Source organism: Streptomyces sp. NPDC014727 (genome assembly GCF_043083485.1).
Classification (GTDB): Bacteria; Actinomycetota; Actinomycetes; order Streptomycetales; family Streptomycetaceae; genus Streptomyces.
Genome location: NZ_JBIBYR010000021.1, coordinates 43048 through 63042, shown reverse-complemented (window position 1 = coordinate 63042; position 19995 = coordinate 43048). Strand labels below are relative to the sequence as shown.

General features: G+C 69.2%; 18 protein-coding genes and 2 pseudogenes. 7 read left to right on the top strand and 13 right to left on the bottom strand.

The annotated features are described in order from the left end of the window. The first annotated feature begins 175 nt into the window (after positions 1–175). Positions 176–997, top strand: coding sequence for an SDR family NAD(P)-dependent oxidoreductase (locus ACF1B9_RS27790; RefSeq protein WP_391740719.1), 822 nt, complete (start codon positions 176–178; stop codon positions 995–997). Positions 998–1220: 223 nt separating this feature from the next. Beyond that, positions 1221–2369 (top strand): Rieske 2Fe-2S domain-containing protein, encoded by a 1149-nt coding sequence (locus ACF1B9_RS27785; protein WP_391740718.1) that lies wholly within the window; start codon positions 1221–1223, stop codon positions 2367–2369. 202 nt (positions 2370–2571) lie between these two features. Here the strand turns inward: ACF1B9_RS27785 and ACF1B9_RS27780 are convergent, their stop codons facing one another. Beyond that, the gene (locus tag ACF1B9_RS27780) at positions 2572–2841 is read right to left on the bottom strand and encodes a helix-turn-helix domain-containing protein (RefSeq protein ID WP_376277070.1); all 270 of its coding nucleotides are present in this window, start codon (positions 2839–2841) and stop codon (positions 2572–2574) included. Positions 2842–2882: 41 nt separating this feature from the next. Between ACF1B9_RS27780 and map the strand changes: the two genes are divergently transcribed. Further along, positions 2883–3650 (top strand): type I methionyl aminopeptidase, encoded by a 768-nt coding sequence (map, locus tag ACF1B9_RS27775; RefSeq protein ID WP_391740717.1) that lies wholly within the window; start codon positions 2883–2885, stop codon positions 3648–3650. A 126-nt stretch (positions 3651–3776) separates the two neighbouring features. On the opposite strand, the gene ACF1B9_RS27770 is transcribed toward map, so the two are convergent. Together ACF1B9_RS27770 and ggt are read right to left on the bottom strand one after the other, a co-directional pair. Continuing rightward, a complete protein-coding gene (locus ACF1B9_RS27770; protein ID WP_391740716.1) occupies positions 3777–4526 on the bottom strand; it encodes a glycoside hydrolase family 75 protein in 750 nt (249 codons plus the stop codon). Positions 4527–4673: 147 nt separating this feature from the next. Beyond that, complete coding sequence (gene ggt / locus ACF1B9_RS27765) at positions 4674–6482, bottom strand: gamma-glutamyltransferase (protein ID WP_391740715.1); 1809 nt, start codon at positions 6480–6482, stop codon at positions 4674–4676. Between the two features lie 402 nt (positions 6483–6884). Here ggt and ACF1B9_RS27760 point away from each other — a divergent pair. Then, a pseudogene (locus ACF1B9_RS27760) lies at positions 6885–7450 on the top strand (DUF1062 domain-containing protein); the annotation flags it as partial. 224 nt (positions 7451–7674) lie between these two features. Further along, positions 7675–8235 (top strand): cysteine hydrolase family protein, encoded by a 561-nt coding sequence (locus ACF1B9_RS27755; RefSeq protein ID WP_391740714.1) that lies wholly within the window; start codon positions 7675–7677, stop codon positions 8233–8235. Positions 8236–8475: 240 nt separating this feature from the next. Here the strand turns inward: ACF1B9_RS27755 and ACF1B9_RS27750 are convergent, their stop codons facing one another. Then, complete coding sequence (locus tag ACF1B9_RS27750; RefSeq protein ID WP_391740713.1) at positions 8476–8829, bottom strand: antibiotic biosynthesis monooxygenase family protein; 354 nt, start codon at positions 8827–8829, stop codon at positions 8476–8478. A gap of 54 nt (positions 8830–8883) precedes the next feature. Here ACF1B9_RS27750 and ACF1B9_RS27745 point away from each other — a divergent pair. Continuing rightward, positions 8884–9165 (top strand): annotated as a pseudogene (locus ACF1B9_RS27745) (restriction endonuclease); the annotation flags it as partial. A gap of 15 nt (positions 9166–9180) precedes the next feature. Here ACF1B9_RS27745 and ACF1B9_RS27740 read toward each other — a convergent pair. The 6 genes from ACF1B9_RS27740 to ACF1B9_RS27715 form a co-directional block, all read right to left on the bottom strand. Beyond that, positions 9181–9888 (bottom strand): hypothetical protein, encoded by a 708-nt coding sequence (locus tag ACF1B9_RS27740; protein WP_391740712.1) that lies wholly within the window; start codon positions 9886–9888, stop codon positions 9181–9183. Between the two features lie 343 nt (positions 9889–10231). Beyond that, positions 10232–10762, bottom strand: coding sequence for a hypothetical protein (locus ACF1B9_RS27735; RefSeq protein WP_391740711.1), 531 nt, complete (start codon positions 10760–10762; stop codon positions 10232–10234). Next, the gene (locus tag ACF1B9_RS27730) at positions 10759–12192 is read right to left on the bottom strand and encodes an ATP-binding protein (protein ID WP_391740710.1); all 1434 of its coding nucleotides are present in this window, start codon (positions 12190–12192) and stop codon (positions 10759–10761) included. Before ACF1B9_RS27730 ends, ACF1B9_RS27735 begins: the two co-directional genes overlap by 4 nt. Beyond that, on the bottom strand, positions 12189–12872 hold the full coding sequence (locus ACF1B9_RS27725) for a response regulator (protein ID WP_376216796.1): 684 nt from the start codon (positions 12870–12872) through the stop codon (positions 12189–12191). The genes ACF1B9_RS27730 and ACF1B9_RS27725 overlap by 4 nt, the downstream gene beginning before the upstream one ends. A 65-nt stretch (positions 12873–12937) precedes the next feature. Continuing rightward, the gene (gene murJ, locus ACF1B9_RS27720; protein WP_391740709.1) at positions 12938–14599 is read right to left on the bottom strand and encodes a murein biosynthesis integral membrane protein MurJ; all 1662 of its coding nucleotides are present in this window, start codon (positions 14597–14599) and stop codon (positions 12938–12940) included. Beyond that, positions 14596–15762 (bottom strand): lipid II:glycine glycyltransferase FemX, encoded by a 1167-nt coding sequence (locus tag ACF1B9_RS27715; RefSeq protein ID WP_391740708.1) that lies wholly within the window; start codon positions 15760–15762, stop codon positions 14596–14598. Before ACF1B9_RS27715 ends, murJ begins: the two co-directional genes overlap by 4 nt. A gap of 224 nt (positions 15763–15986) precedes the next feature. Between ACF1B9_RS27715 and ACF1B9_RS27710 the strand changes: the two genes are divergently transcribed. After that, entirely contained in the window at positions 15987–17201 is a 1215-nt protein-coding gene (locus tag ACF1B9_RS27710) for an Ig-like domain-containing protein (RefSeq protein ID WP_391740707.1), read from the top strand. A 348-nt stretch (positions 17202–17549) separates the two neighbouring features. Here the strand turns inward: ACF1B9_RS27710 and ACF1B9_RS27705 are convergent, their stop codons facing one another. From ACF1B9_RS27705 to ACF1B9_RS27695, 3 genes are read right to left on the bottom strand one after another with little or no spacing between them, the layout of a single operon-like run. Further along, a complete protein-coding gene (locus tag ACF1B9_RS27705) occupies positions 17550–18422 on the bottom strand; it encodes an amino acid ABC transporter permease (protein ID WP_376277009.1) in 873 nt (290 codons plus the stop codon). Beyond that, positions 18419–19063 carry an amino acid ABC transporter permease gene (locus ACF1B9_RS27700; RefSeq protein WP_391740706.1) on the bottom strand — a complete coding sequence of 215 codons (645 nt, stop codon included), beginning with the start codon at positions 19061–19063 and terminating at the stop codon, positions 18419–18421. Before ACF1B9_RS27700 ends, ACF1B9_RS27705 begins: the two co-directional genes overlap by 4 nt. Positions 19064–19079: 16 nt before the next feature. Then, on the bottom strand, positions 19080–19991 hold the full coding sequence (locus ACF1B9_RS27695; RefSeq protein ID WP_391740771.1) for a glutamate ABC transporter substrate-binding protein: 912 nt from the start codon (positions 19989–19991) through the stop codon (positions 19080–19082). Positions 19992–19995: the final 4 nt, after the last annotated feature.

The following is a 19995-nucleotide window of genomic DNA, read 5'->3' as shown; positions in this document are numbered from 1 at the left end:
GCAGCGTTCAGGACCGCCACCCAGGCCGGCGATCCGGAAAGTCTCTGGATCCGCACGGGCGGGTCCGTTATGGTCTGACGAGACGGAACGGTCCGTCTCGTCGAGCGGCGAACATGCCCTGCGAGGACGCCGTCGTGGAGCGCGGCATTCGCCGCGGACGAAGGAGTGGGTTTCCGTGCCTGGTGCCAGGGTTTGGTTCATCACCGGTGCTTCCCGTGGCCTGGGTCGCGCGTTCACCGAGGCGGTTCTGTCCGCAGGAGAGCGGGTCGTTGCAGCCGCCCGCCACGTCGAGCCGCTCGCCGGGCTGGGCGAGAAATATCCGGACGATCTCGTACGGCTCCCTCTGGACGTCTCCGACCGCCGGGCCGTGTTCGAGGCGGTGGAACAGGCGGTGGCGGCGTTCGGCCGACTCGATGTCGTGGTCAACAACGCGGGCGGTCTGCTGTACGGCATGGTGGAGGAGGCCACGGAGGAGCAGATCCGGGATCACCTCGACGTCAACTTCTTCGGGGCGGTGTGGGTGGCGCAGGCCGTGATCCCCCACCTGCGTGCGCAGAGTTCCGGGCGCGTCCTGCAGATCACGTCGATGGGCACCGGCGGCGGCATGGCTTCCGTCGGGTTCTACGGGGCGGGCAAGGCGGCGCTCGACTCGGTCAGCGAGGCGCTGGCGATGGAGGTCGAGCAGTTCGGGATCAAGGTCACGGTCGTCCAGATGGGCGGCTACGCCACGGGGCTGTTCACGGCGGGCACGACGACGACGGCACTCGACCCGGCCTACGACACGCTGCGCGCCCGGCTGGCCGAGATGTGGGGCGAGGACGCCGGTCCAAACCCGAGCACGGCAGCACCCGCGATCATGGAGCTGGCCGCACTGCCGGACCCGCCTCGGCGCCTGATTCTCGGCGGCCGGTCGTTCGACCTCGTCCAGGAGATGAGCCGGGCGCGTGCGGAGCAGTACCGGGACTGGGAATCCCTCAGCCGCATGGCACCGGGCTGACCCGCGGGGTCGGGGAGTGCGGCCCTGCCGAGTCCGTCGCCCGGGGTTCTCCATGGGACAGCCGGGCGGCCGCTGTGCACCAGCGGCGGACCCTGGACGGCGCGACCGCGGACGACGTCAAGGCGTTCCGCGTTCTTTCCCGTTCGGGTGATGTGCGGCGTACCGGGAGGATCTCGGAGCGCTCTGGGCAGCCTCCAGGCGACCGATCCTGAGAGGGGAAGCAGTGGGGCTGTCACGCGCGTACGGGCACGCCATCAGCGAGGGGCCGACGCCGGCCGATGCGGCGGGGGCACCCGCCCTGCCGTATCCGAGCGGCTGGGCCGCACTGGCCTTCTCCGACGAGTTACGGCCGGGCACGGTGCTCACCCGGCCGTTGGCGGGGCAGGACGTGGTGCTCTACCGGCTCGGTACGGGGGCGGTCCGCGCCATCCGCCCGTACTGTCCGCACCTCGGCGCCCATCTCGGTCTGGCGAAGGTCGACGGCGACGATCTGGTCTGTCCGTTCCACTTCTTCGCGTTCGGCCCCGACGGCGCGTGCGTGCGGACGGGATACGACACGAAGCCGCCGAAGTCGCCTCTGACCCAACTGCCGGTGCACGAGGTCAACGGTGCTGTCTTCGTCTGGCGGCACCACGACGGCCGGGCACCGGACTGGTTCATCCCCGACTGGCACGAGGTGGGTCACCGCCCGGCCCGCAGTGCCGCCTGGGAGCTGGCCGGCAATGTCCAGGAAGTCATCGAGAACTCGGTGGACCTCGGGCACTTCGCCACCCTGCACGGCTGGGCGAAGGCCGAGATCGGCGGGCCGGTCGTCTACGACGATGCAGCGTTCCATGTGTCCATGCGGGCCCACGAGTCGGCGCCGCTGCTGGGCGATTTCGTCGTCGAGGTGGAGGTGGACGGATACGGACTCGGTTGCCTGCACGCCGATGTGCACACCCCTCGGATCGGGCTGCGGATGTGCACGATGGTGCTGCCGACGGCGATCGCGCCCAACCGGATGCAGTTCCGGCAGAGGAACCGCATCGCGTTCACGGAGCCGGCCCGGTTGCCGGCCCCGCTTGCGCGGGCGGTGAGCCGGACCGCAGCGCGACTGCTGGACCGCGCGGTCTTCCGCTCCAGTTGCGAGTTCACCGCCGCCGACTTCCCGATCTGGAACCACAAGCAGTACCAGCAGCCGCCCCGGCTGGCTCCGGGCGACGGCCCGATCGGCCCGTTCCGGCGCTGGGCCCGGCGGTTCTACCCGCCGCCGGGAGAGAGCGAGGGACGCGGCTCGACCGCTGCGGGCGAGGTCGGCCGGCCTGGCGCCGCGACGGAGTGGACGCGGCGTGAATCCTCCGGAGTCGCCGCGTCGGGACCCGAGCACGGCTGAGCCCAGCACGGTGTCCGGCGTCGGCGCCCGGGTACCCCGAACTCCGGCTGCTGCCCTCCCTCGTTCGAGAGCACCGCACCGTGCGGTCCTCACCGGCCTCCCGTGGATCCGCCACCCCGGGGCGCGCCCGCGACGCCGGCCACCCGTAGCGCATGGGGACGGTGCGGGCGGTCCGACCGTCCGGCGGACGACCCGATCACACCTATCCCGCCAGCGGCACCTCGTCCGGCACCGGGGCGCAGCGTCTGAGCAGTTCGTCCATCGACAGTCCGAGCGCCCCGGCCAGCGCCGCGACGGTGAAGAAGGCGGGGGTCGGCGCGCGACCCGTCTCGATCTTGCGCAGTGTCTCGGCGGAGATTCCGGCGCTCGCCGCGATCTCGACCATGCTGCGCCGACCGCGCGCCTCACGGAGCAGCGCTCCGAGGCGTTCGCCGCGGAGGCGCTCTTCCGGGGTCAGGGGCGTCCGTACCATGCCGTCATTCTAATACCGCCACGACCGGTATAGTAATTGGCATGGTGCAGCTCAAGACAGACACGTCCATCGAAGCGATGCGCGAGACGGGCCGAGTCGTGGCACACGTACTGACAGCCGCGCGGGAAGCGGCGGCGGTCGGCGTCTCCCTGCGCGAACTCGACGAGGTGGCCCGAAAGGTTCTTCGCGAGGCGGGCGCCGGCTCGCCGTTCCTGAACTACCGGCCTCATTTCGCCCCGACCCCGTTCCCCGCGGTCATCTGCGCGTCGGTCAACGACGCGATCGTGCACGGCATCCCGACCGATCAACGGCTGCGCGACGGCGATCTGGTGAGCATCGACGCGGGCGCGACGCTCGGCGGCTGGGCAGGCGATTCGGCGATCAGTTTCACCGTCGGCCGCGCCCGGCCGGCGGACACCCGGCTGATCGACACGGCGTTCGCGGCGCTGGAGGCGGGCATCGCGGCGGCGGTGGTCGGCAATCGCGTCGGCGACATCGCGCACGCCATCGGCACGGTCTGCCGTGCGGCCGGTTACGGCATCCCGGAGGGGTTCGGCGGCCATGGCGTAGGCCGATCGATGCACGAGGACCCGGCCGTCCCCAACGAGGGACGACCGGGCCGTGGCATGCGGTTGCGGCACGGGATGGTGCTGGCGATCGAGCCGATGCTGATCGCCGGCGGCAGCGACGACTTCTACCCGGACCGGGACGGCTGGACCTTGCGTACGTCCGACGGCAGCCGCGCGGCACACGCCGAGCACACGGTGGCGATCACCGACGACGGCCCGCGCATCCTGACCGCGTTGTGAACACCTGGTGACCGCGTTCCTTCCGCGTGCCGCCAGGACCTCTCGTTCGGATCACCCAAGTCTCCCGTGCCCCGGCGCCACGCCTCGCCGATCCGAATCGAACCGATCCGATCCGAACAAAAGACCCTAATTGTTCTGGATGAACTGCTTGGCCAAGGCCTCGCCGGCGGTGACGGCGGCACTGTGGCTCTCGATCGGCGACACCTGGGAGTTCTTGAAGAGGATGTAGGTGACGCCGGAATCGGCGCCGCCGGTCTCCGGGTCGGGGTCGATGCCGAGCGCCTCGGCGGTGGCGTACGACGCTTCACCGACGATCTTGCTGGGACCGGTGTCGCCGACGACGGCGTACTCGACCTTGTTGTTGTAGATGACGGCGACGACGCCACCACCTTTGATCCCCGCACTGCCGTAGTTCCAGATGCTGCTGCTGCTCGGCACGACGACGTACGGCAGCTTCTCGGCACTCAGCGGCTTGTCGCCGGAGGTGTGGAACGCCGTGTCGTCCTGGAACCACGGGTCGGTGTTCGCGTTGCAGGCGGTGGTGATCTGACCGTCGCAGTCGATGTCCATGTCGGCCTTCCAGAACACGGCACCGTTCTTGCCGCAGACGGGTATGGTCGCCGACGCCTCCTCGTCCGTACGGTACTTGCCGTTGGAGATCTGCGAACACGAGGTGACCTTGGCCAGCAGATCGGCCGCACTGACGGAACCCTCCTTGATTCCGGCCCCGCCATGGACGGCGGCGCCGGAATCCGCCCTGAGTGCGACGGTGGATACGGCACCCGGGGTCGGACTGGCCTCGGCGGGGGTCAGCGTGGCGGCCGCGAGCAGGGCCGCGCCAAAAGCGGCGGCGAGGGCGAGCGTTCGAGTACGCACAGTGGGGGTGCCCTTCCATTAGGAAACTTTCCTTACCGACGCGGCCAAGATGACCCCTGAGTCATGTCCCCGTCAAGACCCGCGGGGCCGGCCCACGCGTTATGCACACGCAGAACCGGCCCCGCACAGAAGGCTATTGACTTATCGTCAGGGACGGTCGCTCGGATTCACGACCATGGCCGAACCCCCTCCGCGGCGTACCTTCTCCGCAGCCGCCAGCCACCGTCCGTCCGGCAACCGCTGCACTCCCGTCGCAGCCCCGATCTCCGGGTTCAGCTTGAAGACATGCCCCAGCGCCTCCAGTTGTCCCCGTACCGGGCTGTTCCACAGTCCCGGTTCGAGCTCGGTCGTCGCCGAGTTGCGCTGACTGGCGCGCGGCGCCGCGATGGCGTCGACCAGCGGCAGCCCTCGGTCGACCTTGCCGATGAGCGACTGCAGCACGGTCGTGATGATGGTGGCGCCACCCGGCGACCCCAGGGCCAGCACCGGCTCTCCGTGCTTCAGCACGATCGTCGGCGAGATCGACGAACGCGGACGCTTGCCCGGACCGGGCAGATTCGGGTCGTGGACCGCCGGGTCGGCGGGCGCGAACGAGAAGTCCGTCAGCTCGTTGTTGAGCAGAAAGCCACGTCCCGGCACGGTGATGCCGCTGCCGCCGGTCTGCTCGATCGTCAGGGTGTACGCGACGACGTTGCCCCACTTGTCGGCCGTCGTCAGATGGGTGGTGTTCTCGCCCTCGTACGTCGTCGGAGCGGCCTTGCCGCCGGCCCGGCAGTCGGCCGGGTGGCGGGGGTCTCCCGGCGCCAGCGGGCTGGTCAGCACCGCGTCGTCCTTGATCAGGCACTCCCGCGAGTCGGCGAACCGCTGGCTGAGGAGTCCCTGCGTCGGTACGTCCTCGAACGCCGGGTCGCCGACCCACCGCCCCCGGTCGGCGAACGCGATCCGGCTCGCCTCGATGTAGCGGTGCAGATACCGCGCCTCGCTCGCCTTCGAAAGGTCCGTGGACTCAAGGATGTTGAGTGCCTCGCCGACGCTCGTGCCGCCGGATGAGGAGGGCGCCATGCCGTACACGTCGAGGCCCCGGTAGCCGACCTTCGTCGGAGCCTGCCGCAGCGCCCGGTAGGACCGCAGGTCCTTGGCCGTGAGGTCGCCGGGACGTACGACCCGGGTGGACTGCGGGTCCACCGGCGGGTTGCGCACGGTCCGTACGACGTCCTCGGCCAGCTCGCCCCGGTACAGCTCGTCGACGCCCTTGCGGCCCACCTGCTCGTACGTACGCGCCAGATCGGGATTCCTGAAGACGGAGCCGACCACCGGCAGTTGTCCGCCCGGCAGGAAGAGCTTCCTGGTCGCCGGAAAGTCGGCGAACCTCGCCTGATTCCCCTCGGTCTGCGAGCGGAACGTACTGTCGACGACGAACCCGTCCCTGGCGAGCCGCTCGGCCGGCTTCAGCACCTGTCGCAGCGATTTGCTGCCCCAGGTGTCGAGCGCGGTGTCCCAGGTGGCCGGGGTGCCGGGGGTGCCCACGCTCAGTCCGCTGGTGACGGCGGCGTCGAAGGCGATCGGCTTGCCGTTCTCCAGGAAGAGCGAGGAGTCCGCGCTGCGCGGTGCGGTCTCCCTGCCGTCGATCGTCTCCACGGTGTGCTTCCTGGCGTCGTAGTAGACGAAGTAGCCGCCACCGCCGAGACCCGCCGAGTAGGGCTCGGTCACACCGAGCGCGGCCGCGGTCGCCACAGCGGCGTCCACCGCGTTGCCGCCCTTGCGCAGCACCTCGATGCCCGCAGCCGACGCATCCGCGTCGACACTGGCGACCGCCCCTCCGTACCCCACCGCGACAGGCGACTTGGGGGGTGGCGCGGTCGGTGGTGCGGACGAGGAAGGGGCCGCTGCCCCGACCGTGACGACAGCGGCGAGAACAGCCGACAACGACACACTCCGCGCGACGGAACGTCGCATGCACACCTCCAGTGAAGGATTGTTCGCCGCAGGGTAGCGCCGCTCCGACCGCCTCGTCAGGACCCGCCGTGAATCCCGAACCACGTGCCCGCCGACATGCCCGCCCATGCGTCAGGAGAGGTCTTCGCGCAGCGAACAGGCCGGCGCCCACCGGACTGCAAGGACATGTCCGATGGGCCGAGGGTGGCGCGGGCGCCCACCACGAGGCATCGCCACGCGCCCGGCAAATCAGTGGAACCACACTGCCGCGTGCCGTTAGCGTGCTCCCGCCCATAGCCATCCGGTCAAGGACATGCCGTTGTACACCAAGTGAGACCCCTCGAGCGCTGATCCGTCGCGCGACGCACATGTGCGCCGCGCTCCTTTTCGCTGCGGTCTTCTCACTGGAACCGGTGTATTTCTGTGTCCAAAACCTGGGTGGTCGTGCCCACCTGCCTGACCATCGTTCCCCGTCGTTGCCACAGGTGCGCCTCCGAGCGCTTCCGGGCGAACGGCACATCCCGCGTCGACGCGAACCACAAGCTCCTCGACGCGTGGCTCCTCGCGCTGTGCACCGCGTGCGGGGGCACCACCAAGCTCACTGTCCTGGAACGGATGAACGTCCGTTCCGTACCACCCGAGCTCCTGGACCTGCTGCACGACAATGCCCCCTGCCCGGCGGCCGAAGAGTTCCAGGACCCGGACGTACGGCGCCGCGACGTGGCCGGCTCGGGTCGAACCGAACGGCCTGCCTGGCAGTCGCCGTACGGTCCACCGCCGCACCGGACGCACCGCGGCCGGTGGGAGCCTGTGCCGACAGTGGCCAGGCCTCGGGCTGTGCGGCGCGGATACCGGTGCGGCCGGTGCGAATGATCGCCGAAGGCTTCGGCTTTTCGCGAGTCGAGGTCCGGAGACTACTCGCCGAGGGGAACCTCGTATCCACCGTGCGTCTGAGCGGCAAGCTCTCCGGCGACTTCCCCTTCATGCTCAGCGAAGCGGCCCCTCGGATACCGGTCACGGCCACCCGGGATCGCCGTCCCCGTGTGCGCGATCAACGGTGCCCCGGACGCACCGGACCACCTCGCCATGGCAGGCCGCCTGGCGAAACTCGTCCCCGGCGGGCACACTGCCACAGTGCAGGCGGCCGCGCACTCCCCGAGCAGGGAGAACCCGGCCCGCTTCAGCGCGAACCGACGTCGTTCCTGGAGACCGTATGAGCAGCGCCCTTCTGGTGATGGACGTCCAGCGAGCCGTCGTGGACATTGCCGACGACGGCTCCGGATACCTGCCGCGCCTGCGCAGGGCGATCGATGGTGCCCGTGCGGCAGACATCCCTGTCATCTACGTGGTCATCGCATTGCGCCCGGGCTTTCCGGAAGTCGGCCCGCACAACAGGGCACTCACCGCCGTCGCGCGAGCCGGGCTCCATGTCGAGGGCGACCCCGGCACCGAAATCCACCCCGATGTCGCGCCCCGGCCGGGCGAGGTTGTGGTCACCAAGAGACGGGCGAGCGCGTTCTCGGGCAGTGACCTCGACGTGGTACTCAGAGCGCACGGCATCGACAGCCTCGTCCTCACCGGCATCGCCACCAGCGCCGTGGTGCTGCACACCCTGTGCCAGGCCAACGACCTGGACTTCGACCTCACCGTCCTCGCCGACGCCTGCCTGGACACCGACGCCGAAGTTCACCGGTTCCTCACCGAGAAGCTGTTCCCGCAGTGGGCGGACGTCGTCACCGTCGACGACTGGCTCAAAGCGACCGCGCCTCGTTAGCGGCAGACCAGGGAGAGACTGGTGTGTGGTGGCGCATGTCGGCACATCGCTGCTGCTTCGGGCATGACCTTGCCATGACGCCGCGTCACGGCACCTGCGAATCCTCGTAGGCAGCTGTGCTCTGATGCGGCGCCAGATCGGGCTCGCGAGGGCGACGCAGGCCTGTTCGATGCGAGCTTGTGGCGGGACGGTCGCTGAGGTGGCTCCGGTTGGTCAGGCTGCCGTCGGGCTCTGCGGTACCTACGCTCGCGTGAATCCGTGGCTCCGCTCCACTTTCGCCACGTGCAGCGTGTAGCTCTGGTACCACTCGGCTCGCCCGCGCTGCTGCGCCGCGCGGTGATCGACGTTGCTCCGCCACTCTGTGAGGGCGTCGGCGTCGCGGAAGTACCCGACGGTGATGCCCAGCCCGCCAGGAGTCTGCGCGTGGTCCATCCCCAGGAACCCAGGGACGTCCTTCACCAGGTCTTCCATACGTGCGTTGGTCTCGCCGTAGCCGCTCTGGTCCTGCGTTCGCACCGCAGTGAAGACGGCCACGTAGTAGGGGGGTTCATAGGCCTCGACGGGCGCGACAGGCGCTTCGGGATGATCACTCATGGCGCCACCGTAAGGCGGGAGGCGCCCAATAATCCAGCGTCATTCCTGAACGGGATGCATAAGCGACCGGGCTCTTGGCCAAAGCTGTCCGATCTCTCCTCCAGCTCCCGGAGACGGCCACGAGGCTACCGGCTCACAGAACAGCGCGAGGGGCGGGGAACACTGGGGCGATCGTCGGCTGATGCGGCACTGGCCGAGGTGGATGCGATGACGGGCGCTGAGTTTGAGGGGCTTGTGGCAAGCCTGTGTCGGCGGGACGGCCGCACTGAGGTCCGACGAGTGGGCGGTGCGAACGACGACGGTGCCGACGTCGTCGGTCGGCTTTCGGACGGCCGGGCGTCACCCATGACGTCAGACCCGGGTGAATGCCTCCCTTGTGATGTCACGCTCCAGGGCGGCGGCCTGGAAACCGTACGTTCTGATGGCCGGCACTTTGATCAGGATGCAGAAACGGTCCAGCGATTCGAGGGAGCGAGCCACGTCACGGTGGTGCCGCTTGAGGTAGTGGATGGCGGCCTGGTTCGCCAAGGAGCTATGTCCGCATATGAGGAAGACCGGGCGGGTGGCCTCCGGTGGCGTGAATTTGGCCACCAGCGTGAATTCCACGCTGTCCTTCTCGAACACATACCGGTGACCGCCGACGATGAAGGCCCCCGACTCGGGCTCCTCGCTGTACGGAAGGACGGTGACTCCCGGCAGATGCGCGGCCAGGTGGCCACCCGTACGGATGTTGGCGTCACCGAGCGGGCCACCGATGCAGAACTCCGTCCGGACGTCGTTGCTGCCGCGGAAGTCGTTGCTGGATTCAGTGACTACATCACTGCCGAGCTGGCTGGCCAGTGTCGCCACCTCGACGATGGCGCGGACGTCCTTGCGGTTCGTCGCGTCCGGCAGGTTGTACTTGTTGCCGATGACGATCACACAGGTCTCGCCCGGCACCACACCGAAGAAGTCTGCCTTGCGCCGTACCACGCGGGACCGCTTGCCGCGTTCCCAGAGCCATACGCACGCACCACCGATGAGACTGGTCGCCAGGCCGATCAGCACATTGACGATCACCGAAAGAATAGCTGCCCCCTTACCCCGATGCCCCTGGAGGGACGCGGCCGCCGCCTCCGAGATCATTCACTACACACCCAGTGGTGGCAACCATCGGTGACCTGCCCCAGGCCGCTCTGCCCCCACCCAGAACCGCGGTTGCAGAAGCCTGTGAGAAGCCCGATCGCAACTCCGGCCCGCACTCCTGCAAACAAGCCCACAGCAGCCCCGAAAAGCGCCGCGCGATCCGACGGCCGACCCGCGAGGGGCCATCGGAGTAGCCGAGCAGCCCATCGAGGCGACGGCGAAGACGGCACTCCGGGAGCTGAGCATGGAGGTCGACACCCCACGGACCGGGCGGGCGTCAGATGGAGCAGTGGGCCGCTGCGATGACACCGTCGGTGCCGATCACCTTCACCGCCGCACCCCGGTCCGCGGTACGGGCCTGGGCGGCCGTGCAGATCAGCTGCTGCCGGGCGACCTCGGAGAGTTCCGTGACGGCTGTGTTCACCCGGACCGTCACCCCGTCCGGCCCCAGAGTCAGATCCAGTGCCCGGATGTACGGCAGTTCGGTGCGCAGCCCCGCGTCGGCCTCGGCCTTGGTGGGGCCGTCGAAGAGCATGATCATGGCCTTGTCGGATCCGCGCCACACGTGCACCGCGCCCCCGGAGCCGGCATCGCCTTCCGTCGTCAGATCGACCTGCCGCACCACCGGCATCAGCCGGCCGGCGGAGGACGAGGACACGAAGTAGAGCAGCGTGCCCTCCGGGCCGCCCGGCGCCACGTCCACCGTCGCCGGGTCGCCGACCTCGACGACATCCGTCGCCCGTATCCCGCATCCGGCCACCGTCAGCACGAGGGGCAGCAGGAGGCCGAGGACTCGTACGCCCCTCACTGCCCCTCCAGCGGGAGTTCCACGGTGAGGACCGCGCCGCCTCCGGGCTCGTTGGACGCGTGCACGGTACCGCCGTGCAGCCGAACGTTCTCCTGAGTGATCGCCAGACCGAGCCCGCTGCCCGCCGAACGGGTGCGGGCCGCGTCGGCCTTGTAGAACCGGTCGAAGATGTGCGGAAGCACTGCCGGGTCTATACCCGGTCCGCTGTCCGCGACTTCGGTCACCAGCCAGGAGGTTGCGCCCCGCGACTCGGTCCGCAGCCGTAGGGTGACGGGCCGTGCACCGTGCCGGAGGGCATTGCCCACGAGGTTGGCGACGACGACATCGAATCGACGTGGGTCGAGCAGCGCCCTCACTCCGTCGGGAAGTTCGGTGTCCACCCTGTCCTCCCAGTGCCTGCTCTGCAGGGTCTTGCGGATCGTCTCGGCGACATCGACCTCGTCGAGATGGAGATCCGCCGCCTTCGCGTCGAAGCGGGAGATCTCCATCAGATCCTCGACGAGGGTGGCGAGCTTCCCCGTCTCGGCACTGATCAGCCGGACGGCCGCCGCGGTGTCTGCGTTCAGCTGGGCGGCGTCCTCGTCGAGCACCTCGGTGACGGCGAGCATGCCGGCGAGCGGGGTGCGCAGTTCGTGCGAGACGTCCGAGGCGAAGCGTCTGGCCCGCGCCTCCGCCCGCCGGAGCTCCTCCACCGACTCCTGGAGCTTTGTCGACGACTCGTTGAACGTCCAGGCGAGTTCGGCCAGTTCGTCGGAGCCCCGGACCTCGATACGGGTGTCGAGCTCGCCCCGGCCGATGCCCGCCGCCGCCCGCCGAAGATCGCGTACCGGGCGCAGCACGCTGCGGGCGGCGAGCAGGGCGGGCACCAGGGCGATCAGAAGTGCGGGCAGGGCACCGTCGCGGGCTGCGGTGACCATGGCCTTGACATTGGCCTCCTCGGTGGTCAGCGGTATCACGGCGTAGAGGAAGAGCCCGGTGGGTTGACGCCCGTCTCCGCGGTCGAACAGAGCGGGCATCCCGACGGTCAGCCAGGCCCTGCCGTCCTTGACGACCCGTTGGAAGGAGCCGCTCGCGTTGCCCTGGACGGCGTCGCGCAGTGCGGGGGTGATGACGTTGGAGGTGGGCCGGTCCGACGAGGAGACGCGGATCTTCCCGTACTCGGCGAAGACGCGGGTCTGTGGCTTTCCCTCCCTGGCGAGGTGCTGACAGTTCCGCCGCAGTTGCTCCTCGTCCATGGGCAGGGTCACGGCCAGCGCACCGATGCGGTCGCGGAACTGGTCGACGGCCGTGTCCTGGGCCTGTTGGAGGATGGCGGAGCGGGCCTCGCGGTAGGTCAGGGTCGCGGTGGTGACGGCGCTGATCGCCGCGACCAGGAGGAAGGCGGCTATGAGACGGGTCCGCAGTCCGAACCGGGCGGCGAAGAGCTTCACGCGAGCGGCCCGAAGCGGTAGCCGAAGCCGCGGACGGTCTGGATGTAGCGCGGGCTGCCCGCCACATCCTCGATCTTCTGTCTCAGCCGCCGCACGCAGGCGTCGACCAGTCGGGCGTCTCCGTGGTAGCTGTGCTCCCAGACGCATTCGAGGAGCTGCTGCCTGCTGAACACCTGCTCGGGCGAGGCCGAGAGGTGGAGCAGCAGCTTCAGTTCTGAGGGCGCCAGGAGAAGCCGCTCCCCCGCCTTGGCGACCGAGAGCCCGGTGCGGTCGACGACGAGTTCCCCGTGGTGTTCGAGGCCGCTGCGTCCCGCGGGCTCGGCGAGCCTGCGCAGTACGGCACGGATCCTGGCCTCGATCACCTCGGTGCGGGCGGGTTTGACGATGTAGTCGTCGGCCCCGGCCTCCAGACCGACGACCACGTCGAAGTCGTCGCCGCGCGCCGTGAGCATGATGATCGGGAGCTGGCTGGTCTCCCGGACCCGTCGGCAGACCTGGACCCCGTTCATTCCGGGGAGCATCAGGTCGAGGAGCACCAGATCGGGCCGGAACTCTCCCAGCGCGGCCAGCCCCGCCTCACCGGTCTCGACGGCCCGCAGTTCATGGCCGCGCCGCCGCAGCCCCAGCTCGACCCCTTCCCGTACGGAGGGGTCGTCTTCGATCAGCAACACGCGAGGCATGGCAGCAGTATCCCAGCGATCAAGGAGTGGATTCGAACCGATGAGCGGGCCGTGCGCCCGGCGGATCAGGCCCGCCGCAGCCGCCCGCGGCCCGCCGCGATCAGGGCGCTGATCTCCCGCAGCCGGAGCGGCCGGGCCAGCAGCGCGACCGTGAGCAGGAGCACGGCGGTCCCCGCCCCCACCGCCGCGAAGTCACCGAATCCCTCGCAGGCGCGAGCGGCCAGGTATCCCAGCAGCCCGGCGGGCACACTCGCCACCACCAGCCGCAGCTGCGCCCACAGGCCGGCCGAGCGCAGCAGCGAGGGCCGGGCGGCTGCGCCGGCGCAGACCCTGCGGTGCAGCACGTACGCGGTGACGCCGAAGCCGGCGAACAGGGCCACCGAGTACGCTCCGGCCATTCCGGTCACGGCCCAGCGGACCGGCAGCAGCAGATACGCGACGACACAGAGTCCGGCGTTGAGCGCCGCGATGACCAGATTGAGGAGGAACGGCGTGCGGGTGTCGCTCATCGCGTAGAACGCGCGGGAGAGCACGTACTGCCCGGAGTAGGCGATCAGCCCCGGCGCGAATGCCATCATCATCCCCGCCATGGCCGTGATGTCCGCGGCGCCGGTGCGCCCGTATCCGTACACGGCCCCCATCACCCACGGCGCCAGCGCGCACAGCACGGCCACGGCGGGCACCACGACCGCGGCCGAGGTGCGCAACGCGTACGAGACGTCGCGCCGCACACCCGCCAGGTCGTCATCGGCCGCCGACCGGCTCATCCGGGGCATCAGCGCCGTGACGAGGGAGACGGTCACGATGCCGTGCGGCACCACCCACAGCTGATAGGCGTAGCTGTACGCGGTGTAACCGACGCCGCCCGACACGTGCTGTTCGACGGCATGCTGGCCGGTGGCGGTGGAGAGCCGGGTGACCACCCAGTAGGCGATCTGGTTGGTCAGCACGAGCATGACGAGCCAGCCGGCCGCGCGCAGTGGTCGGGTGAGACCGCTGCCACGCCAGTCGAACCGCGGTCGCCAGCGGAACTTCGCGGCCCGCAGCGCGGGCACCAGGGCGAGCGTCTGCACCGCGATCCCGGCGGTGGTTCCCCAGCCGAGCCACCCGGCCTGCGTCGAGGTCAACGTACCGTCGGAGCCGGTCGCTACGCCGAGATAGATCCCGAACACGGCAATGATCACAACGTTGTTGAGGACCGGGGTCCACATCATCGCGCCGAACCGGTCGCGGGCGTTGAGCACTTGGCCGAGCAGTGTGAACAGTCCGTAGAAGAGGATCTGCGGCAGGCAGTAGCGGGCCAGGGCGATGGTGAGATCGGCCTGTTCGCCGTGGTAGTCGGGGGCGTAGACCGAGACGATCCACGGTGCGCCGAGGACCGTCAGCGCGGTGAGGGCGAGGAGCCCGATGGTGCAGAGGGTGAGCAGCCGGTCGGTGTACGCGGCTCCGCCGTCGGCGTGGTGCCTGGCGGCCCTGACCAGCTCCGGGACGAAGACGGCGTTGAGCGCACCGCCGATGAGCAGGGTGTAGAGGATGTTGGGCACGGTGTTGGCGACGGTGTACCCGTCGGCCTGGAGTCCGGTGCCGAGCGCGGCGACGACGACCGCCGAGCGTACGAAGCCGGTCGCCCGGGAGACGACGGAGCCGGACGCCATGACGGCGCCGCTGCGCAGCACCGAGCCGGACGTGCGTTCCGCGGCCTTCGAGGCCGCCTCGGTGGCCGTCATCGGCGGGCCAGGTATGCCTGGAACGCACGGTACAAGGTGTTGTTGGCGGCTCCGCCCACCGATGTCTCCCACTCTCCGAGGGTCTCGACGACCTGGCCTCCGGTGCCGAGTTTCCAACGGAGCAGCCCGAAGGGGCGGTCGTCGGGGTCAAGGGTGGAGGGTACCCCGCGCATGTCATGCACATCGGCACCGAGCTCATGGGCGTCGAGCATCATCTTCCACTGCAACGCGTTGCTGGGACGGACCTCGCGGCGGTGGTCGGCGGAGGCGCCGGTCTGGTACCAGACACGCCGACCGGTGCTGATCATGGTGTGGGCGGCCAGGATCTCGCCCTGGTGGACGGCGAGGTAGAGTCTCATCCGGCCGGGCCGCTCGGCGTTGAGTACGGCGTACTGCCGCTGGTAGTAGGCGAGGGAGCGGCCGAGCCGGAAGCCGTCGCGCTCCTCGGTGATCCGCAACAGCCGGTGGAATTCCGTGAGTTCGGCCTCGCTGCCGATGACGATCCGCACCCCTGCCTTCTGAGCCTTGCGGACGTTGCGGCGCCATTCCTGGTTGAGTCCCGACCACAGTTCGTCGGGGGTCCGCCCGGCGAGCGGAACCCGGAAGACGTAGCGCGGCTGCGCGTCGGCGTCCTCTCCCCCGTCGCCGCCGCAGCGGCGCCAGCCGCGGGCCCGGAGCCGTTCGGCGACGGCCGTGCCGAGCGGGTCCACCTCGGTGGCGAGCACGTCGCCGATCCTCCGGCCAGGGCCGCTGGCCGCCTTGAGGCGGGCGGTGTCCCAACGACGGTACGCGGGTGAGGGGCCGATCCGAACGGCGAAGGCACCCGCCTTCCGCAGGTGGGTCACGAGCGGTCGCAGCCAGCGGTCCATGTCGGGATCGGCCCAGTCGGCCACCGGGCCCTCGGGCAGATAGGCGAAGTACTTGCGGGTTCCCGGCAATTGTCGGTACAGCACCAGAGCGGCCCCGGCCAGTTCGCCGAGATCGCTGTGCCAGCCGACCATTTCCGAGGTCCACTGGTCCTTCACCCCGGCCCAGGACGGATACTGCAGAAAGCTCGCCTCCGTGCGGGTGGCGACGAATGCCCGGTGCTCGGCGGCGGTCAGGCCGCGTATCCGTAGCTCCTGGTCGCGGCTGCGGTCTCCGGTCGCGAGCAGCGCTGACATGTTCGTGGCCCTCCCTGGTCCGCCCCGCTGTCGGCTCCGCAGGGCTGCACAGGATGCTCACAGCGGTCCGTGACGGAGCCGCGCGGCGTATGTGACCGGACGATGACCGTTGAGCTGCGGTCCATGTCACACAGAGGATTTCCTGGTTTTCAGCCGATTTGTGGAACCTATCGTCGGTGGTAACGCCTCTTCATCGATGAGAAGCAATGCCTTGGAGGTTTCCGTTGTTCTCCGCACGTCGGCGCATACGCCGTACCGCCCCGCTCGTCCGCCCGGTCCGGCTCGCCCTGATCGCCGGCACCACCGTGCTCGGCGCCACGCTCACCGCCTGTTCCGGCGCCTCCGCGTCGGACTCGGGCAAGGGGGCGACCGGGGTCGCACCGGCGCACGACACCAGGATCTCGGTGAACCTGAAGGGCGCTGAGGCCGCCCCCGGCGAGCCGGTGAAGGTGACCCTGGGCGCCGGAAAGCTGAAGACGGTCACGGTGAACGCGACCGGGGGCGACGCGCTCACCGGCCGGATATCCGCCGACGGCGGGACCTGGACATCGGACCGGCCGGCCGCGCCCGGCACCACGTACAGTGTCGAGGCGAAGGACACCGAGGGCGGCAGCGCCAAGGCAGGGTTCACCACCTCGGCAGCCGAGAAGGTCAACAAGCTGACGCTGGCCCCCGGCAAGAACACCACGGTCGGCATCGCCCAGCCGCTGTCGATCGTCTTCGACAACCCGGTGAAGGACAGGGCCGCGGTGGAGAAGGCCCTGAAGGTCTCCACCTCGAACAACACCGTGGGCTCCTGGGGCTGGCTGCAGGACTACTCCGGCAAGGACCGCGTCGACTGGCGGCCCAAGGAGTACTGGACGCCCGGTACGAAGGTGACGCTCGACGCCGATCTCAACGGCATCGACTCGGGCCCGTCCGGCGGCTGGTTCGTCCGCGACTACCGAACCACCTTCGCGATCGGCGCCGACCAGGTGGTCAAGGTCGACCTCGACCGTCACCGGCTGGCGCTGAAGAGGGACGGAAAGACCGTCATGAACGTGCCCATGTCGGCCGGCACCCCGGGCGGCGAGAAGGCGTCCTGGCGCGGCACGGCCGTGCTGATGGCCAAGGAGGGAACGATCAACATGCGCTCCGAGACGGTCGGCCTGGGCGATGCCTACGACAAGATGGTCGACTCGTCGATGCGGCTGACCTGGTCGGGGATGTACGCCCACGCGGCGCCGTGGAACGCCGCCTACTTCGGTGTGGCCAACCACAGTTCGGGCTGTGTCGGCATGAGTGACGCCAACGCCGCTTCGCTGTACCAGCAGGTGCGGGTCGGCGACCCGTTCGAGATCACCGGCGCCGATGCCAAGGGCACGGTCGCGGAGGGCAACGGATACGGGGCGTGGAATGTGAGCTGGACCGACTGGCAGGCGAAGAGCGCGCTGAAGTGAGCCGCACGGCCGCGTCGCGCCACCGACGCCGCAACCGGGGCCGGTGCGTACGTCTGCCGGATCCTTCTCCCCCCGCGGGAACCGTCCGAGCCGCTGCCCTCCCCTCCGGACTTCGGGCGGGAGCGGGAAGGCAACGGCACCGAGGACGTCCCGGACGGTCAACGGTTCGCCGCATCGACCGGCGCCGTCGGCCGCCCTGTATCGAGCACGGCCCGGCCGACACGCAGCTGACCTTCTTCTCGCCCATGGACGACCCGTCGCACGGATCCGTTGTCCTGCGCGAGAAGTGATCACCGGCTGCTGCCGGGCGGGCACCACTCCTCGGGACCGCTTCGCGGCGGATCCCGGCTACTGCACTCCCGGCAGCAGCGTTCCTGGTTCGGCCGGTGCGACCTCCACGGCCTTCGTCTTCGGATTGCGCCGCTCCTGCTTCGCCACCCAGGTCGCGAACCAGGAGAGCAGCATGCACATCCCGATGTAGATCGGCGAGATCACCATCACCACGGGGATGAAGGGAAGATCGTAGTCGAGATTGGAGGCGATGAGCTTGCCCGCATGGAGGAATTCCTCGTAGGTGATCAGATAGCCGAGCGAGGTGTCCTTGAGCGCCACCACCAGCTGGCTGATGATCGTGGGCAGCATGGCGCGCACCGCCTGCGGGGCCAGAACGTATGTGGTGACCTGCGTCTTGCGCAGCCCCAGCGCGTACGCGGCCTCGCGCTGGCCCCGCTCCACCGAGTTGATTCCGGTACGGAACACCTCGGCCAGCACGGAGCCGTTGTACAGCGTCAGACCGGTGACCAGCGCGGGCAGCGGCTGCACCTTCAGCGCCACGAAGATGAAGAAGATCATCACCAGTACGGGCATGGCCCGGAAGAACTCGACCAGGAGCGTCGAGACCCAGCGCACGGCCCGGTGGACGGAGAGGCGTCCGACGGCGAGCACCGCCCCGAGCACGAGGGAGAGCACCGCGGCGTACGCGAACGCCTTGAGGGTGTTGCCCAGTCCGCGCAGCAACAGCTCCTGAATGCCCTTGTACTCGAAGGGGGTCCACTTGGCGGCGGTGAACTGCTCGGTGTCGAAGAGCAGATAGACGATCCAGCCCACCAACGCCAGGATCAATGCCGTCGAGACGATCCCGTAGACACGGTGGCGTCTGCGCGTGACCGGTCCCGGGATGTCGTAGAGCGCGGTGGCGGACGGCGGGGTGCGGGTGGTCATCGGGCGACTCCCCAGCGCTTCTCCGTCATGTGGAAGAGCGCGCTGATGGACAGGGTGATGATCAGGTAGCCGACGGCGATCCAGACGAACGTCCAGATGATGCTGTACCCCAGCTCATTGAGGGTCTTGTAGGTGCCGAGCAGTTCGATGACGCTGAACGCCCCGGCGATCGCCGAGTTCTTGGCGAGGGCGATCAGTGTCGAGCCGATCGGCGGGATCACCGAACGGAACGCCTGTGGCAGCACGATGTGGTTCAGCGTCTGGCCGAACGTCATGCCGAGGCTGCGGGCCGCCTCGCCCTGCCCCGTCGGCACGGTGTTGATACCGGAGCGCAGCACCTCGCAGATGAACGCGGAGGTGTAGCAGCCGAGGGCCAGGACGGCGAAGACCTTGAAGGGAAGCACCAGCCCGAAGCGCGGCAGTCCGAGCAGGACGGCGAAGAAGAGCAGCGTCAGCGGGGTGTTGCGCAGCACCGTCACCCAGACCGTGCCGAGCACCCGGAGCGAGCCCACGGGAGCCACCCGGCAGGAGGCCATGAGGAAGCCGAGGAGCAGGGCCAGGACCGAGGAGTAGACGGTCAGCTCGACCGTGCCGAGGAAGCCCTTGCCGTAGAGCGAGAAATTCTGCGTGAGTACGTCCATGTCGGTCCCCGCCCTCTCAGGTCGCCGGGTAGCGGTCGATGGGCGGCGGGGGCGGCGCGGGCACTCCGGACAGACCGAGTGTGGCCTCGAACGCCTTCTTCCAGTTGCCGTTCTTCTGGTTCGCCTCCAGGGCGTCGTCCAGGGCGAAACGCAACGCGTTGTCGCTGCGCGGGACGCCGATGCCGTACGGCTCCTGGGAGAAGGGCTTGCCCACCACCTTCAGCTCCGTGGGCGCCTTGGCGGCGAAGCCCAGCAGGATCGCGTCATCGGTGGTGACTGCGTCGACCTGGTAGGTCAGCAGGTTGTCGACGCAGATCGAGTACGTGTCGTAGGCGACCAGGATCGCCTTCGGGTAGTCGGCGGCGATGCGCTGGTACGGGGTCGATCCGGCCGCCGAGCAGACGGTCCTGCCGGCCAGGTCCTGCGGGCCGTGGATGTCATGCTCGTCGGTGCGTACGAGCAGCGACTGTCCGGCCATGAAGTAGGGGCCCGCGAAGCCGACGAGTTTCTTGCGCATGTCGTTGATGGTGTAGGTGCCCACGTAGTAGTCGATCTGACCGTTCTGCAGCGCCGTCTCGCGGTTGGCGGAAGCGATGGTCCTGAAACGGATCGTCTTGGGTTCGAAGCCGAGCGAGGCCGCCATCATCTTGGCGATCTCGATGTCGAAGCCTGAGTAGACGCCGGTGGCCGGGTCCTTCTCGCCGAGGTAGGGCTGGTCCTCCTTGGCCCCGACCCGGAGGTATCCCCGCTTCTTCGCCTTCGTCCAGGTCGGTGATGCGGGCAGCCGGAAGCTCGTGTCGACCTGATACACCGGCAACTGATCGGCTTTCGGGCCCTTCACCGGCGGGCTGCCCTCCTTGCCGCAGGCGGCGGCGAGCACGGCCAGCAGGAGACCGGCGCAGGCGGCCAGGACCTTTCTCGTACGCAACACG